This window comes from Rhodoflexus caldus (assembly GCF_021206925.1).
GTDB lineage: Bacteria > Bacteroidota > Bacteroidia > Cytophagales > Thermoflexibacteraceae > Rhodoflexus > Rhodoflexus caldus.
The window spans coordinates 117,171-134,630 of sequence record NZ_JAJPRF010000009.1; the positions used below are offsets into that span (position 1 = coordinate 117,171).

Annotated in this window: 14 protein-coding genes; 9 read left to right on the top strand and 5 right to left on the bottom strand. The window is 47.2% G+C overall.

From position 1 onward, the window contains the following. Positions 1-20 precede the first annotated feature (20 nt). The 4 genes from NDK19_RS11270 to NDK19_RS11285 form a co-directional block, all read right to left on the bottom strand. A complete protein-coding gene (locus NDK19_RS11270; RefSeq protein ID WP_250631984.1) occupies positions 21-1,265 on the bottom strand; it encodes an MFS transporter in 1,245 nt (414 codons plus the stop codon). A gap of 87 nt (positions 1,266-1,352) precedes the next feature. Then, positions 1,353-2,699, bottom strand: a complete 1,347-nt coding sequence (locus NDK19_RS11275) for a hypothetical protein (RefSeq protein WP_250631985.1) — start codon at positions 2,697-2,699, stop codon at positions 1,353-1,355. Between the two features lie 50 nt (positions 2,700-2,749). Beyond that, a complete protein-coding gene (locus tag NDK19_RS11280; RefSeq protein WP_250631986.1) occupies positions 2,750-4,018 on the bottom strand; it encodes a hypothetical protein in 1,269 nt (422 codons plus the stop codon). After that, on the bottom strand, positions 4,015-4,749 hold the full coding sequence (locus NDK19_RS11285; protein ID WP_250631987.1) for a type III pantothenate kinase: 735 nt from the start codon (positions 4,747-4,749) through the stop codon (positions 4,015-4,017). The genes NDK19_RS11280 and NDK19_RS11285 overlap by 4 nt, the downstream gene beginning before the upstream one ends. A 72-nt stretch (positions 4,750-4,821) precedes the next feature. Between NDK19_RS11285 and argC the strand changes: the two genes are divergently transcribed. The 9 genes from argC (at position 4,822) to NDK19_RS11330 (ending at position 15,820) form a co-directional block, all read left to right on the top strand. After that, positions 4,822-5,775, top strand: a complete 954-nt coding sequence (gene argC / locus NDK19_RS11290) for an N-acetyl-gamma-glutamyl-phosphate reductase (protein ID WP_250631988.1) — start codon at positions 4,822-4,824, stop codon at positions 5,773-5,775. Between the two features lie 152 nt (positions 5,776-5,927). Further along, complete coding sequence (nhaD, locus tag NDK19_RS11295) at positions 5,928-7,226, top strand: sodium:proton antiporter NhaD (protein WP_250631989.1); 1,299 nt, start codon at positions 5,928-5,930, stop codon at positions 7,224-7,226. Positions 7,227-7,297: 71 nt separating this feature from the next. Continuing rightward, complete coding sequence (locus NDK19_RS11300; RefSeq protein ID WP_250631990.1) at positions 7,298-8,290, top strand: glycosyltransferase; 993 nt, start codon at positions 7,298-7,300, stop codon at positions 8,288-8,290. A gap of 263 nt (positions 8,291-8,553) precedes the next feature. Beyond that, complete coding sequence (locus NDK19_RS11305; RefSeq protein ID WP_250631991.1) at positions 8,554-10,179, top strand: CTP synthase; 1,626 nt, start codon at positions 8,554-8,556, stop codon at positions 10,177-10,179. Between the two features lie 50 nt (positions 10,180-10,229). Beyond that, positions 10,230-12,050, top strand: a complete 1,821-nt coding sequence (yidC, locus tag NDK19_RS11310; protein ID WP_250631992.1) for a membrane protein insertase YidC — start codon at positions 10,230-10,232, stop codon at positions 12,048-12,050. A gap of 8 nt (positions 12,051-12,058) precedes the next feature. Continuing rightward, positions 12,059-12,397: a gliding motility protein GldC gene (gene gldC, locus NDK19_RS11315; protein ID WP_250631993.1), complete on the top strand. Its 339-nt coding sequence runs from the start codon at positions 12,059-12,061 to the stop codon at positions 12,395-12,397. A gap of 78 nt (positions 12,398-12,475) precedes the next feature. After that, the gene (locus NDK19_RS11320; protein ID WP_250631994.1) at positions 12,476-12,709 is read left to right on the top strand and encodes a hypothetical protein; all 234 of its coding nucleotides are present in this window, start codon (positions 12,476-12,478) and stop codon (positions 12,707-12,709) included. A gap of 341 nt (positions 12,710-13,050) precedes the next feature. Next, positions 13,051-14,049, top strand: coding sequence for a DNA-methyltransferase (locus tag NDK19_RS11325; protein ID WP_250631995.1), 999 nt, complete (start codon positions 13,051-13,053; stop codon positions 14,047-14,049). 220 nt (positions 14,050-14,269) lie between these two features. Continuing rightward, the gene (locus tag NDK19_RS11330) at positions 14,270-15,820 is read left to right on the top strand and encodes an NFACT RNA binding domain-containing protein (RefSeq protein WP_250631996.1); all 1,551 of its coding nucleotides are present in this window, start codon (positions 14,270-14,272) and stop codon (positions 15,818-15,820) included. Here the strand turns inward: NDK19_RS11330 and NDK19_RS11335 are convergent, their stop codons facing one another. Then, the gene (locus NDK19_RS11335; protein ID WP_250631997.1) at positions 15,821-17,194 is read right to left on the bottom strand and encodes a vWA domain-containing protein; all 1,374 of its coding nucleotides are present in this window, start codon (positions 17,192-17,194) and stop codon (positions 15,821-15,823) included. Positions 17,195-17,460: the final 266 nt, after the last annotated feature.

Below are 17,460 nucleotides of genomic sequence, written 5' to 3' on the forward strand. Positions count from 1 at the left end.
AACATCTTGCGAGATGGCCGTTAGGTCAATGCAACAGCCTGTGGCCTACGAATCAGCAAGGCGCAAAGGACAGCAGAAACACTTACACCAATGAGTATGTGAATGCCCGTCAGATAGTCCCCTTGCATGGTGCGCAGCGTACCGAGCAGGTAAATGCCTGCACTACCCGCCAAGGTATCCATGGTAGTTACTACCCCCAAAATTTTACCGAAGTTTTTGCCTGCATAATACTCAGCAACCGTGAGTTGAACCATTGTGAATGCGCCACTATAGCCAAGGCCGTAGATAACGGCAAAAAGTGGCAGGAAAATATCGCTGTTGTGAGGAATGAAACGCATCAGTACAGAGCCTATGGTCATATTGACCACCGCTGCCACAAGAATGCTTTTTTTAGAAAAACGGTCGCTGAGCGCACCAAAAATGAGCTTGCCCGCAATGCTGCAAATGAAAAACAGACTAAGCGCATTGGCAGTTTGTGTATCGTTTAAACCTACATCGCGCATGAAAAGGGCAAAGTTTTGTACCACACCCGTAATACAGAAAAATACGGCAGCCGTTACATACAGCACCAAATAAAACATAGGATTGCCAAGTGCATCGGCAAGCGTAAGATTGCCCGCATCAGATGAGGCAACAGCATTTGTGCCTGCAATAACGGGCGCATCTTGTCCGTCGGGTACCGTATTTTTTTCTGCGGGTCGGTTGCGCACAAGCAGCAACGGCACAACGGCAAGCAATACGGCTACCGCAGCCAATATCAACGCAGTTTTTTGCCAGCCGTTGGCTTGCGTTAAAGCGGCAATCAGTTGCGGAAAAACAATCCCTCCTAAACTGGAACCGACCAAGTAAATGCCTACGGCAATTCCACGGTAGCGATTGAACCAGTAAGACAGCAACGTAACGCCTGCGATAGCACCTCCCAGCGTAATGGAGGCCGCACACAGCACATAAATACCTACCAAATGCCAAGGTTCGGTTATGTGAGGATACAGCAGCAGCGCAAGCACGGTCAGCAGGCTGCCCACGCCCATCATCAGGCGCGGCCCGAATCTGTCTACCAGTGCGCCGGCAAAAGGGGACACAATAGCAACAACGAAATACAGAACAGAAGGCCCGCGGGTAACTTGTTCATGCGTCCAGCCGAAAATTTCTTTGAGCGATACATTGAGCAGCGGCAGTCCGTTTACGCCAATGGTAACTACTGCAAAAATGATAAAGGCACTTGCCAGCACAAGCCAGCCGTAGAACAGTGATTTCATTTTCATTATTTTGAGCAGTCAATATAAACAAAAAAACCTGTCAGGCGAACACCTGACAGGTTGGGAAACCAATACAAAACCAAATACAAAAACTTATTTATTGGAAGGTCTTCTGCGGATAGTGGTGCTTGCGTTAATCCAGCAGCCTACGCTGATAGGTGCACCTTCCTGCATACCCAGTGTAAAAATATCTTCCATAGAAGGGAACTGTGCCTTAGCATCGGCCATGCCTTTGCTGTCGCCGGCTCTTTCGTACATATCGTAAGCCGCTAAGAATACCGCACGGTTCTCAACAGGGTTTTTGCCCTGACATTGCTGATAGCTGCTCATGTACATATCGCCAATGGCTTTGTAAGCCTCTTTTGCATTGGCCGGGTCATATGTAACAGCTTCCTGATACAGTTTGCGGGCTTCGGCAAGTTTGCCATCGCGGCGTGCAAGTTTGGCAAGCTCCATAATCAAATCTGCTTTTTTGGCTTTTTCATCGGCAGGCAGCAAGTCTATGGCTTTCTGATACATTTCTTTGCCTTCTGCTATTCTGTTTTGAGCCATGAGCAATTTGCCGATAGTAATAGCATTACCTGCGCTTGGTTCAGCGCGGAACTGCGCCTGTAAAGCCTGTAAAAACAGAGGTTCGGTAGGGCATTTTGCCATGTAGGCCACAATCTTTTTGGCAAGTTTAATGTCATCAGGGTTTTCCTGCAACTTAGGGCCTAAGTTTTTCTTCACAAACTCACAATCTACTTTGATGTAGAGTTGCACCATGCCGTCAATGGCATCTTTGGTTTTAATCCAAGCAGATGCGGCTTCGCCACCGGCAGCAATTTTTTTCTCTATCACAGGTACGATTTCGTTGTCGTAAGCATCCATAAAGGTGTCATCGGTAACACCCTCTACGCCGGCCTCTTTGGCTTTACCGGTTGCGTCCAAATAATACTGGAAGTAGGCAGGAGAAGACAATTCGTCTTTGTATTTGCCCACCAAGTTTTTGTAAAACTCATATACGACTTTCTCTTGTCCTTTGCGGGGCATCAAGTAGTCGTAGAAGATGGCGGCCTTGCGTTCCATCAGGTCTTTGGTTACACCAAAGCAGTTCATGCGTTTGTCGTAAAGCGACAGGATTTTGTCTTGCAGCGTTACTTTTTTAGCGGCATCCGCCTCTTTGTTAGCCAGTGCGGTGTATAACTGCACAGCCTTGATGTAGAGCGAAGCATGCAAATTGGGCGTATTGGTGAGCAACCATTCGCCATTTTCAACGGCTATATCGTACTCTTTTGTATTGAGGGCATCGGAAAACAGCGTCCATTTTTCTTTTGCTGCGCCCGGGTCTTTCCCCCAGCACCAGCCATTGTCTAAGCCGGCTTCACAAGGGCAGTTTTGAGCAAATGCCGCTTGAAAAAATCCTACACTGATTACCATTGCGAGCAGTAGTCTCTTCATTGTCTTGTTACTTTTAAGTGGTAAATGAATTGCGTGTATGTACAATTGTTTTAATTAATTCTTCGTTTTTGAAACCAGTACGGGTCATTTACGGTAAGCCCCAAAGTCAGCCGAAAGAAATTTTCTTTGAGCAGATTGTTTTCGGTAGTACCGCGTTGCCCTATTAAGGCAACCAAGCTCGCAGTAGAAAACGTGCGGCTTACGGGTAAGGCTATCCCAAAATTGATACCAAATTCCTCAATTTGCTGACCGTTCAACACGGTTGGGGTCAGTGTATAGTAGCCGCCTGCCCGATAGGCCACCCGCGCAAAGTAACTGTTCAGCGAACTAATGTTGGGAATCACCTCCGCACCTATGCCAATTCGCCATGAGTCGGCCAGATTTTCCTGATTGATGCCCCTGTATGCGCTCCACGGTTGCATAGAGTAGTCAATGGCAAAAGTGTAGGCGTAAGGCTTTTCAAAACTGATACCGAACGACTGATGGCGCGGCATGAAAATCCGATTTACGTTGCCGTTGAAAATGGTATCGGAAGAAATAATTTCTTCTACAATGTTTTTGCGCTGAATGGCCTGAAGGCGTGTAGCATTCATATTAGCCTCAGGCTCAGTTGTATAGCCAATGTTGATACTCTTATCTTTTCCTATCGGCTGACGATAGGCAGCACCCAAGCGGTAAGTGATAGCAGAAATATTCACTCGGTCAAAAGAACCGGTGGTGTAGCCGCCCGTAAATTGGTTATCTATCAACACTGAAAAAATATCGGTTTGTACAAAGCCGAAATTGTAGTTGGCCGTTGCCCCTATGTGCAGGCGTTTAAAAAACGAGGTACCTACGCTCAAAAATGCCTGACTTACGCTGCCCGAACCCTGAAAACGATATTCGGTAAAGGTGGGTGTAAAAGGCAGTTTGTTGGTGGCTATCAACTTATAATTAACCGTGCTGTAAGGCTGTAAACCTGTGGCAAAGGTCAGCCGCGTAGGAACAATAGGAAACGAAAAAGCCAAATAACCCAAGTTGCCGTAGCTGTAGCGGCGGTTGAGTTCGCTGCTGCGCAACTGTTTGAGTTCGCCGTAATAGGCAGCTTCAAAACTCATGATGCTGTTGCGGCTGAGCAATGCGGGGTTGGTAAGATTGAGTGCGGTGGGGGTGGAATTACTCACGCCTGTGCCGCCCATTGCCTGACTGTACAAAGAAGCACGAGGCGCCAGTTCGCCCAAACCTGAAAGCGAATAGGGCGAATTGCCAGATTGTGAGTACAGAACTACCGGAAATACGGTTGCTGCCGATAGAAGCAGCCCTTTGACGATGTTTTTCAAAACTTAAAGTTTACTAAATTAAAATCCAAAGCGGCTTTTAAGCCGTCAAGCACCACATTCTCGTTCACAAAGTTGGCTTCTTTTATGCTTTTATCAAAAAAAAGGGCATCGCCACCGGTGAGTAAGATGTTAAATCTTCCAAAAATGGTTTGGTAATGGCTGATGATGCCGTTGATTTCGGCAGCTAAGCCGTTAAACGCACCGCTTAACATCGCATCGGTCGTATTTTGTCCGATAAGGGGCGGTTTTTCGGAGAAATCGCAGGTAATCAGCGGTAAGCGTGCCGTAAAAGTATGCATGGCCTTCAGCCGCATTTGCAGCCCGGGGGCAATAATGCCGCCCATAAATTCGGCAGCAGCCGTTACAAAATCGTAGGTAATGCATGTTCCCGCATCTATAACCAGCGTATGTTGCCGTGGAAACTGCGCCCATGCGCCCAAAGCCGCCGCTAACCTGTCCATGCCGAGGGTTTGCGGGGTTTGGTAGCAATTTTTCAGCGGAATGGGCAATTCGTGCGTCAGTCGGAGCAAGTGCCCCCGAAACCCTGCGGAGGCTATCAGTTCGGCAGCCGTGCCGCGAACATCGCAGTAGATAATGTTTTCGGGGTGGTAGTGCCTGATAAGCAGCCTGAGGGCTTCATCGCTCAACTGCCGTTGGTAAACAGGCGGTTTGCCGGGCTCATCTATGCGTACTTTCCCGAACGTGTTGCCCAAATCCAAACAAAGATTCATGCACCTAATCAGGTATTTTATTGCCAAATTTGCAAAACATTCCATCATACACCAAACATATTGCAACAAGCGATGATAAAAGTGGGCATCATAGGCGCGGCAGGCTACACAGGCGGTGAGGCCATACGCATTTTATTGCGCCATCCGAAAGCTGAAATAGTTTTTGCACAAAGCAACAGCCAAGGCGGTAAGCCTGTGAGCGATGTGCATACCGATTTGCTGGGAGAAACCGATTTGTATTTTTCCGAAAATTGGCATACAGATATAGATGTGCTGATGCTGTGCACCGGCCATGGCGAAGCTGCCAAATTTATGCAGGCCAACTACATTCCGGATGAGGTAAAAGTAATAGACCTCAGCCACGACCATCGGCTGAATCAGTGGACATACGGACTGCCCGAACTCAACAAAGAACAGATTTCACAAACCAATCGGCTGGCCAATCCCGGGTGTTTTGCCACAGCCATTCAGCTCGCGCTGCTGCCGCTGGCTGCCGCCCAACTGATTACTGCCGAAGTGCACGTCAGTGCGACTACCGGTTCAACCGGTGCAGGGCAAAAACCTACCGAAACCTCCCATTTCAGTTGGCGCAGCAATAACCTGTCGGTTTACAAAGCCTTTGAACACCAGCATCTGGGTGAAATTTACCAAAGCCTGCGGCAACTGCAACCTTCTTTGTCAAAAGATGTTAATTTTATTCCTTATCGCGGCAATTTTACGCGCGGCATTTTGGCAGCCGTTTACACGGAGTGCGCCTTGGGATTAGAAGAAGCGCAACAACTTTTTACAAATTATTACAAGCAAGCGCCGTTTGTAGTTTTTTCCGATAAAAACCCCGATTTGAAGCAGGTTGTCAATACGAACAAATGCCTGCTGCATTTGGAAAAACACGGAAATAAGCTATTCATAATCAGCATGATAGACAACCTCACCAAAGGAGCTTCCGGCCAAGCGGTACAAAATATGAACCTGATGTGCGGCTTAGAAGAAACAACGGGGCTTTTAATGAAACCGGTTGCATTTTAAATGTTTCATCATTTTTTCATCGGCAGCATATTTGGGCAAAAAAATCGGATATGCTAACTTGTGAGCGCAACAAGCAGAAGGGCTCTTGCTGCGAAATGTTGCATCAGTTGTTATCGTTAAATATGAAAATTAGCTAAAAACGAAGCGAAATAATGGAAACCGCCCTGATTCTGACCTTTGTGATAGGTTATCTGGCAATTGCCCTTGAACATCCCTTAGACATTAACAAAGCCTCTCCCGCACTGATGATTGGCGGCCTGTGTTGGGCTATCTACGCGATTTTCGGGGGAACGGAAGCCAAAGTTGTTGAACATCAGTTGCTGGAACATTTCGGCGAAATTGCCAGTATTCTGTTCTTCTTGCTCAGCGCCATGACCATTGTGGAACTCATAGACGCGCATCAGGGCTTTTCTATTGTAACTGACCGCATCCGCACAACAAGTATTACCCAACTGCTTTGGATTATTGCCATCTTGGCTTTTTTCCTTTCTGCCGTTTTGGACAACCTGACTACTACCATCGTAATGACTTCCATTTTGCGCAAAATGGTGAAGCAAAGGGAAGCGCGTTTGTATTTTATCAGTCTGGTAGTTATTGCAGCCAATGCGGGTGGTGCATGGTCGCCTATCGGTGATGTAACCACCACAATGCTTTGGATTGGCGGTCAGGTAACAACCGTTTCGCTGATTGTACACATCCTCATTCCAAGTTTAATCTGCATGGTTGTTCCGGTGCTGATAATGACCCCTATTGTGAAGAAAATACCCATTTCGGGCGTGGTAAGCGATGAAACGGTTGCCGATGTAGGCGGGCACGGCCATGCGGTCTATGAAGTTTCCAAAGGAAGAAGAAACACCATTTTCATTACGGGGATTACCGCATTAATTTTAGTACCCGTAATCAAGACCGTTACCCACCTGCCACCGTTTATTGCCATTTTGATGAACCTTGGTATTATGTGGCTGGTAACTGAACTGGTACATCGCGGCGAAGAGAAGCACGTAAAAGACCCTCTGACAGTGGTAAACGTTATTCGCCGTATTGATACGCCAAGCGTATTGTTCTTTGCAGGTATTTTGTTAGCGGTGGCGTGTTTGCAGTCCACCGGTATTTTGACCCACTTAGCGCAATATTTAGATAAAGCCATCGGTAATTTGACGGTTATTTCATTTACGCTTGGCCTGCTTTCGGCCATTGTGGACAACGTACCGCTGGTAGCCGCCGCTATGGGCATGTACACACTGGAAGCTCACCCTGTGGACAGCCAACTCTGGCAACTTATTGCTTACTGCGCAGGTACGGGCGGAAGCTGCCTCATCATTGGTTCGGCTGCCGGTGTTGCTGCTATGGGCATGGAGCGCATCGAGTTTATCTGGTACGCCAAGAAAATTGCATGGATTGCTTTCCTTGGCTACTTGGGCGGTATGCTGTTTTTCATTTTTGTATTCTGATTGAACATTTGATTGGCAGATAAGAGTCATCCCGATTGAATCGGGATGGCTTTTTTTATGGGAGATTTTGTATGGATGTAAGCATTGTGCTTGCGGTGCGCAACGAAGAGCGCTACTTGCCTGCCTGCTTAGAGGCATTGCAGGCAAGCATTCTGGCAAGCGGCCTGCGCTGCGAGCTGCTGATAGGCAATGACGGTTCTACCGACCGCACCTTAGCTATTGCCAACGAATTTGCCAACCGCGCGGCCTTTCCTTGTAAGATAGTGGAAGTAAAAGGAACAATAGGGCTGGCGCGCGGCAAAGCCAATGCAGTGGGGCAAATCATCCCTCATGCTGCTGCGGAGTTGCTGCTGATTACCGACGCCGACACCTGTGTCCCGACAACATGGGCGGCAGCTATGGCGGCGGCTTTTGCGCCCGATGTCGGCTTGATTACAGGTTTTACGCTTGTGGGCGGCAAGCCGCTGTATGCTCGTTTGCAAGCCGTTGATTGGTCGGTAGCCTTGGGAACATCGCATTTGCTGGCTTCGCTTGGCTTTCCGCTCACCTCTTTGGGCAATAATATGGCTTACAGAAAAAGTGCTTATTTGCAAACAGGCGGCTATGAAGCATTACCGCTTTATATCACCGAAGATTTGGCACTGCTGAAAGCCGTCAGGCAGAAGGGCTGGCGAACGGTACATTTGGCTCAAAGGCAGATTCTGGCCGCAACGGCACCCGTAGAGACTTTGGGTGAATGGGTGTTGCAGCGCAAGCGGTGGTTTGCCGGCGCACTTGCCATGCCGCTCCCTTTGCGGATGTTGATGCTGACAGACGGTTTGTTGCTGTTCATTCTGGCGGCAGTTGCGGTTTTTTCCCTGCCTGCTGCCGTAGGTCTTTGGGTAGGCAGATTTGCCGTTCACGCATTGATTAGCGGCAGTTATCTATTCAAAATGGGGCGTGGCGGCCTCACACTGCTGCTACCCTGCTACGAAGTGCTAATCACTTTGCTCAATCCGTTGGTTTTTCTGCATTATCTTTTCTTTCGGTACACCAACTGGAAGGAACGCCACTATGACCTTTGAGTCAGGTAAGCAAGCCATCGGAAAAATCCTGTTTATTTGCGAAAGTTTATTTGCGAAAGTTTTTTTTGCGTAAGCTATTGAAAAACAACCCTTTAAATTTAAACCTGAAGAACTTGGCAACCCCTCAGGTTGGGGTATAAGAACGTCGCCGATGGGGATTACCGCCCCACCTTGCCGACGGTTTTTTCCGACCAATGCGGGAATCTGCAAAACGGCTGCATTTTACGGCAAATGGCTTACCTTTGCGGCGTTTATTTTTCGTCATGGCTGCAAAGTACGTATTTGTAACGGGGGGCGTAACTTCCTCGCTGGGTAAAGGAATTATCGCCGCCTCATTAGCCAAACTCTTACAGGCAAGAGGGCTTTCCGTTACCATCCAAAAGTTTGACCCGTATATCAACATTGACCCGGGAACGCTCAACCCCTATGAGCACGGCGAATGTTACGTAACCGAAGACGGCGCAGAAACTGACCTTGATTTGGGTCATTATGAGCGCTTTTTGGACGTGCCGACTTCGCAGGCAAACAACATCACCACGGGCAGAATTTACAACAACGTTATCACCAAAGAGCGCGAAGGTGCTTATTTGGGTAAAACCGTACAGGTTGTTCCACACATTACCGACGAAATTAAGCGCAACATCTACCTGCTCGGCGAAACGGGCAAGTACGATGTGGTCATTACCGAAATCGGCGGCTGTGTGGGCGATATTGAATCGCTGCCTTTTATTGAAGCCGTGCGTCAGGCACGTTGGGAACTCGGCGCAGATAACTCAATCGTTATCCACCTCACCCTGATTCCGTACCTGAAAGCCGCGGGCGAACTGAAAACCAAACCGACGCAGCACTCAGTCAAAATGTTGCTGCAATCCGGCGTGCAGCCCGATATTCTGGCCTGCCGTTCCGAATACCCCATTCCGCTGGATATCCGCAAAAAACTGGCGCTGTTCTGCAACGTAAGCCTTGACGCGGTCATTGAAGCACTTGATGCGGAAACCATTTATGACGTGCCGCTGCTGATGCGCAAAGAACGTTTAGACGAAATCGTACTGGAAAAATTGCGCCTGCCCAAAGAAGGTAAACCCGACATAGAAGCATGGAAAAATTTCTTGGGCAAACTCAAAAACCCGACCAGCGAAGTAAACATCGGGTTGGTGGGCAAATACGTAGAGCTGAAAGACTCCTACAAGTCCATTTCAGAGGCCTTCATCCATGCCGGAGCCGTCAATGAATGTAAAGTCAATCTACACTGGATTAAAGCCGAGAGCCTTGTAAACAAGGAAGAAGCCGCCGCCGTTTTGGGCAGCCTGAACGGTATTTTGGTTGCTCCCGGTTTCGGCGAGCGCGGCATTGAAGGCAAAATCAACGCCGTGGAATTTGCCCGCGTGCATAACATTCCGTTCTTCGGCATCTGTTTGGGGATGCAGTGCGCCGTTGTGGAATTTGCCCGCAACGTGTTGCATTTGGAAGAAGCAGCTTCTACGGAAATGAACCCCAACACGCCGCATCCGGTAATTTCGTTGATGGAAGACCAGAAAAATATTACCCAAATGGGCGGCACCATGCGGTTAGGGGCTTATCCTTGTGAACTAAAAAAGGGCAGCATTGCCCACAGCATCTACGGCGAACTGAAAATCAAGGAACGCCACCGCCACCGCTATGAGTTCAACAATGCCTATTTGGAAATGTTTCAGAAGGCAGGCATGATTCCTTCGGGTATCAATCCTGAGTCGCAGTTAGTGGAGATAGTGGAGCTTAAAAACCACCGTTATTTCATCGGGGTACAGTTCCACCCCGAACTGAAAAGCACAGTAGCACGTCCGCATCCGCTGTTTGTGCGCTTTGTGAAAGAAGCCATTCAGCATGTTACCGACGGGCATCACAGTTAAATCACCGTTTTGAAGTATTGTAAAATCCCGACAATCACTCCCAATTTATCATGGATAAAAATTCAACCATTGGCATTGTCCTGATTTCGGCCATGTTGCTGATTTATCTGACCTTCTTCAGCGAAGGGCCGCAAACTCCGCAACAATCGGCCACAACCGACAGCACACAGGTAACTCAACCGGCTGCCAATCAGCCCGCTACGCTGAAGCCCGGTAATGCAGAAGCGGAAGCCATGGCACTTCCCGATTCGGTTTTCAATCAGAAATACGGCATTTTAGCCCCTCTAATGAAAGGCGAAGCCCAAGACGTAACGCTGGAAAATGCCGATATGAAAGTAACATTCAGCACCAAAGGCGGCCGAGTGAAGGAGGTCTTGCTGAAAAATTACGTTACTTATCAAAAAACCCCCCTCATTCTGATTGACGAGTTCAGCAGCAGCACCTCTGCACAGGTTTCTACGTCTTTTGGCGAGGTAGATTTACATCAGTTGTATTATACCGTTGCACAAAATACCGGAAATCAGATTGTTTTTCGCGCACAGTTGGACAGCGCCCGCTACATCGAGCAGCGCTACGTGTTGCCCAAAGAAGGCTTTGTACTGAGTTGGCGCGCCAATTTGGATGCGCTGGGCAACGCCGTTACTAACCGCACCATGCGTTTCAATTGGACAGACCGCCTCAAACAACAGGAAAAAGACATTGAGCAGGTGCGCGTTACGGCTACGGTAAACTACTACCAAGCTCAAAGCGGATTGGAAAAACTGTCGGAAACATCTACCGACCCGCAAGAAGAACGCGCAACCGAGCCTGTGCAGTGGATAGCATTGAAGCAAAAATTCTTTAATACAGCCCTGATTACCAAAGCCTCTTTCCCTGAGGTAATTGTGCGCAGCAATCCGCCGGCACTGCCCGCCAAAGAGGTAAAACGGCTTTCCATGCAGGTAAGCATCCCGCTGGACGACCTCAAAGACGACAGCAAAGACATCCGTTTCTTCTACGGCCCCAACGATTTCCGCATTGCCGAAAAAGTAGCTCCGGGCTTTGAAGACAACGTGTATCTGGGTTGGGCAATTTTCAGCACGGTAAACCGCTACATCATTATGCCGCTGTTTGAATTGCTGGAAAAAGTATCGTCTAACTACGGTATCGTGATTCTGCTGCTGGTAATCATCGTCAAGTCGGCCTTGTTTCCGCTGGTCTATCGCTCCTATCAGTCCATGGCCAAAATGCGCGTACTGAAACCCGAATTAGACCAACTCAAAGCACAATATGGCGACGACATGCAGCGCTTCCAACAAGAGCAAATGAAACTCTACTCGCAGTTTGGCGTGAACCCGTTGAGCGGCTGTATCCCCGTATTGTTGCAGTTACCCGTACTGTTGGCAATGTTCAACTTCTTCCCCAATGCCATTCAGTTGCGCCAAAAAACATTCCTTTGGGCAGATGACCTGTCGTCTTACGACTCTATTTTAGACTTGCCGTTCTCTATTCCGTTCTACGGCGACCACGTGAGTTTGTTCACCATACTAATGACGCTTTCTACCATCGCCTACACGTATTACAACAATCAACTGTCGCCCAACGTAGACCCGAACATGAAGATTGTTTCCTACGCAATGCCCGTAATTTTTGTATTCGTACTCAATTCATTTTCAGCAGGTTTGACCTATTACTACTTCGTTTCCAACATCATCACGATTGTGCAGCAATTGGGCATTCGCAGCTTTGTAGATGAGTCTAAGATACGAGCCAAACTGGAAGAAAACCGCAAAAAGTTCTCTGACCCGAACCGCAAGAAATCAGGTTTTCAGCAGCGTTTGGAAGAAGCCCTGAAAGCACAAGAAGAGGCGAAAAAGAACAAGAAAAAATAGCCTACCCCATGAAACACGCAGAAATCCGCTTTTCCATAGAATTAGACGACCAAAACATCCCCGACAAGATTTTCTGGTCGGCTACCGACAGCCCTAACGGCGGGCTGGAAGAAACCAAAGCTATTAATCTTTCCATTTGGGACCATCGCCGCAAGGAAACCATGCGCATTGACCTGTGGGCAAAAGATATGCCCGTAGATGAAATGAAACGGTGTGTAGTAGATACTATTTTGGGCATGGCGGACATGATTCGCACCTCCACCGACGACGAGGTGATGGCCGCACACATGGAAGAGTTGGGCAGCAAACTCATCCGCCATATCAAAGAGACGCACGGCGCGAAGTAGTGTGTTACAATCACTCTGACACAGTATTTGCAGTTGTGTCAGAGTGATGCTATGACGCTTTTTTATTTACTTACAGTTATGAGCATCTTTCAGAAAGGCGATTACCGGGCGATACCGACGGAATTCCGTATATTGGGCATAGCTTCCTTAGAAGAGTTTTCAAAATTTCAAGAACGTTTTGAGATATATGATACCGATACAACTATTAATGCTATTCGTGATGCCATTATAGCCAATTATTTAGGTTTTGACTTGCTAAATTTCAACAAGCATGGTTTTGATGCTAAAAAAGTAACTGCGAACAGTACTTAGAAGTTAAACAATGTTCTATTTCCAGTGAAAGTTGGGGCGGTACATGGAACGATACAAATGAAGAAAAAGCACTTGCTTTCAGTGATGAAAGACTATTACAGTCATTGCTGTTTGGAAAGGAGCAAGTGATTTGCAATTTATGGTATATGGCCAACATAAAGAACATGGTGCATTACTACATAGATTAGTAATTAGCAGAAAGGAAGGCAGTCGTTCTACTCAATCGGTAAGCATACAAAAATTGATAAAAGATTTTAAATTTTCCATCATTTGCCCGCCCGATAAATCCAAAGAATATGTCCTGAAACTCTTGGTTAATTACAGTAAATCTCTTGCCCACCATGTCACAATTGAACAAATCAAAACCATACACGATATTTAATCAATCGTGCTACGGACTTTTAGATATAGCTGATAATTCTATAGATGCTCTTATTACCGACCCACCATATGGTATTTCTTTTCAGAATCATGCATGGGACAAGCAATTGCCACAAAAGCAAATATGGTCGGATTGCCTACGCGTATTAAAAAGCGGAGCTTTTGGATTGGTATTCTCCTCCGTAAGGCTTATGCATAGGTTGATGGTAGACTTAGAAGACTGTGGTTTTATTATCAAAGATGTGCTTTTTTGGGTTTATCTAAACGGTATGCCTAAAAGCCGCGATATTGCATTAGATATTGATAAAGAACTTGGCATAGAAAGCAAAGTAGTAGGCAAATATAACTATGTGCAGGGCTACAAAAAAGATGGTGCACAAAATTATTATGCTGATAATACTAAATTTAAATATGAGCCCAGTTCGGAATTAGCTCTTCACTATAAAGGAGCTGGTTTAGGCTTAAAGCCGGCTTACGAACCAATTATTTTAATCCAAAAGCCCATAGAGAAAGGTCTGACTGTTGCACAAAACATCATCAAATACGGTACGGGAGCACTTAATTTAGAAAAAACACGCATTCCCTATGCGCCCGGGGAGAGTAAAGTAGGCCATAACCCTCATCCGGAAGGCAGAGTCAGTGCAAATATCATTAGGACAGATACATTAGAGGATGGATATGATAAGTTTTTTACCATTCCCAAAGTAAGACAACATGCAGAAGAATTTAATAATCACCCTACTTTGAAGCCTGTGGATTTAATGCATCATCTGGTAAAGTTGGTAAGTTTTGATAACCAAATGATATTAGACCCTTTTATGGGTAGTGGCAGCACTGGTGTTGCCTGCATAGCCCTTAATCGTTATTTTGTAGGTTTTGAATTAGAAGAGAACTATTATAAAATTGCACAAAAAAGATTACAAATGGCTGTTCAAAGTAAATCCTCATCTCTATTTTAGCATTTGATATTTACGACAAAATCTAAGTTTTTCATTCATTTATGCGCTTGCAATATTGGCGTAATATCTATGCAAAGAAGTAGAGATAATTGAACAAAAAACATGGTGCAGGAAATAGCCTCTACGATTTTTGTTGCCAAAGTGTTCTTATGCGAGAATATGCACATGTAGTCGACAAAGGTTTTATATGATTGTCTTTTACTAAAATCGGTATCATAGATTGCATAACAACTACTACATCCTGCGATTGCTCACAAGCCTGTTGGCCGAAAAGCTGGCAGGCTTGTCGCTGCTTACCTGTTTCAGCCAATTGAAAGACGAGCTGATATTGGGTTTTGCAGACGAGCACCGTCAGTTTTACATCCGCGCCAACCTCAACCCCGAAGCCTGCTACCTGAGCTTTCCCGAAGAGGTGAGCCGTGCCCGACAAAACAGCATTGAGTTGTTCCGTCCTGTATTGGGTGCACAAGTGGTAGACGTGCGGCAATACCTGAACGAGCGTTGTTTTTCTGTCCACTTCAACAACGGCAGCGCGCTACTCTTTAAGATGCACGGGCAGCGCTCTAACCTGATTCTGTTTGAACCCGACGAAGCGGGTAATCTGATACCCGAAGAACTTTTTCACAACAAACAGGAAAAAGACCGCCTGCTGCGGTTGGAAACATTAGACCGCCCGATTGACCAAAGCCGCGAGGCATTCTTTGCCAATGGTTTGCAAGCTACCTTCCCCACGTTTGACCGCCAAATGGCGGCACTCATTGCAGAAGCGGGCGAAAGCCGCGAGACACAGTGGGAGGCTGTGCAGGAACTTTTGGACTACCTGCAAGCACCTGAATTTTACGTCGCTGCCGAAGGAAGCCGTGCTTCTTTTTCGGTTTTTCCTTCGGAAAACGACACCTATCGCGGTACAGACCTGATAGAAGCACTCAACGAGTATCACTATACCTTTTCGCGCATCTATTATTTTGAGCATGAAAAAGCGGAAGCCATCCGGCAGTTAGAAAAGCAAAAGCACAAAACCGAGCGATTCATCCGACAAGCGGAGGACAAACTGATTGAGTTAGAGTTGGAAAACCGCTACGAAGAAATTGCCAATATCCTCATGGCAAATCTGCATGAGATTCCGCAGCGGGCAAGTTCGGTGCAACTCTTTGATTTCTACCGCAATACCTACACGGAAATCAAGCTGAAAGAAACGCTCAACGCGCAGAAAAATGCGGAAGTCTATTACCGCAAGTCCAAAAATCATAAGATTGAGATTGAGAAACAGCGCGAAGCAATTGCAGCCAAACAGAAAGAACTGCAAAAAATCAATCGCCGAATAGAGGAAATCGGTAAGCAGCAGCGACTCAAAGACCTACGCCGCTACCTGAAAACCGAAGGACTGGCAGGCAAAACCGCCGAAGTACCCGAATTGCCTTTTCGCCGCATGGAAATTGACGGATTTGAGGTGTGGATTGGTAAAAATGCCCGCAGTAACGATTTGCTCACGCAGAAGTATGCCTACAAAGAAGACCTCTGGCTGCATGCCCGCGATGTAAGCGGCTCCCACGTGGTGATTAAATACAAAGCAGGCAAACCCTTTCCGCCGCAAGTGATAGAAAAGGCGGCACAACTGGCGGCGTGGCACTCCAAACGGCGACACGAAACCCTATGCCCCGTTATTTACACCCCCAAAAAATACGTGCGCAAGCCCAAAGGAATGCCCGAAGGCGCGGTTGTGGTGGACAGGGAACAGGTGATAATGGTAGAGCCTGCGGCTGAGGTGTAGCTATTTCAAAACATCTACCGTTACCGACTTGCCCCCCTGAATGGTAAAGCGTTTAAACACCGTGTAAACAGCCCCTTTCGCCTCATTTGCCCGAAAAACGATTTTGTAGTTGCCGGGTTGCATGGCAATGTTGGCGACTTTGCCTTCCAGCGTGTAGTTTTCTATCCATTCCTGCCCTTCGGCGTTGAGTTTGTAGAGCGAGGCGATGCCGCTGTAATAATGGTTCAGCGTCAAAATGCCCGGCTGTTCTATGGGGACTTCGGTGGTTTGTCCCTGCCGAACGGTAACGTTGCGCACAAGCGTTCGCGGCGTGGTGAGTACCTCCACATCGTAGTTGCCCGCCAAATAACGCTGCGAAGTACCGACTTCCTGCACGTAGAGTGTTTCGGATTTGCCCGCCTGTCGGATAATGGCTTTCAAGTTGCCGTATTCTTTCGGGGTTTGCATTTTGAACGTCAGCAGTCCCTGCGGTGCGCGAATGCGGATAACGTTGTGTTTACCGCCTTCAATCTGTACGTCTTTTTTCAGGATGACGGGAATGGTACCCACTTCAATATCGTAGTTAATCACCGGGTCAATCACCAGCGTATCGGTACGCCCGCGAGTGTCGCGGAAGTGAATCAGGTCATAAATCGCCTTTCCCGTAACATTGTTGATGAAGGTCATGTTTACATCTTTCTCTATTGGTTTGTCGGCGGCATCGGTGAGTTCTACCGTAACGGTGGTGCGCCCCAGAATCTGCCGCGAAATAGCCCCCAGAATTGCCTGAAAATCGGCGGCACTGCGGGCATCGTATGCCTTACCGACACAGTTAAAAGCAGCCGTGAAATCCTTTCCGACCCCCAACCCGATGATGAAAGGCTTTAATGCGATACCGTTTTTCTGAAGCCCCAAAGAAATGGCGCAAGGGTCGCCGCCGCAGGCTTCTATGCCGTCAGTAATCATGATAATCACGTTGCGGTAGTTGCCTTCAGGCGGGAAATCTTTAATTGCCTGTTCCAGCGAATAGGCAATCGGGGTAGTGCCTTTGGGTGCAATGCGCGTTAGGGCTGCCTTGATTTGCACATGATTATTGGCTGCAAATCCGACTTCCAATTTGGAATCTGTACAGTTTTTTTGCTTGGAATCAAATTGATGCCCATAGACGCGCAGTGCCATTTCCACGTTCGGATTGCGGCGCAGCGAATCCACAAAAGCCGCAATTTTATCTTTGGCAATATTGATTCTCAAGTCATTATCCCATTTAGAGAGCATACTGCCCGAAGCATCCAGCACAAGCAGCAGGCGCGTTTTTTCGGGCATCAACTGCTGCGGACGCTGGGCTTGGGCGGCGGTAGCAAGCCAGCAGAAAAACAATAAGAGTTTCGTCTTCATTAATCAGGAATCATCAGGTTTTGGTGAGATTAAAATTTTGAATACAGCAAATTAGCTATTTGCGGTGTATAAAAGGTTGTATGTAGGTGGATTTTCGGGTGTGGTTTACATACATAGCGAAGGGTTTTACTACATTAAAAAAAAGAAGAGGCTGTCCAAAAAGTCTGGATAGCCTCTAATTAATTGATTATCTTTGCTTTGCAAGCAGTATATAAGTGCATGGGCAAAGTAGTCTTTAAGCAGCGACCGGGCAAAAGTCCCGAACT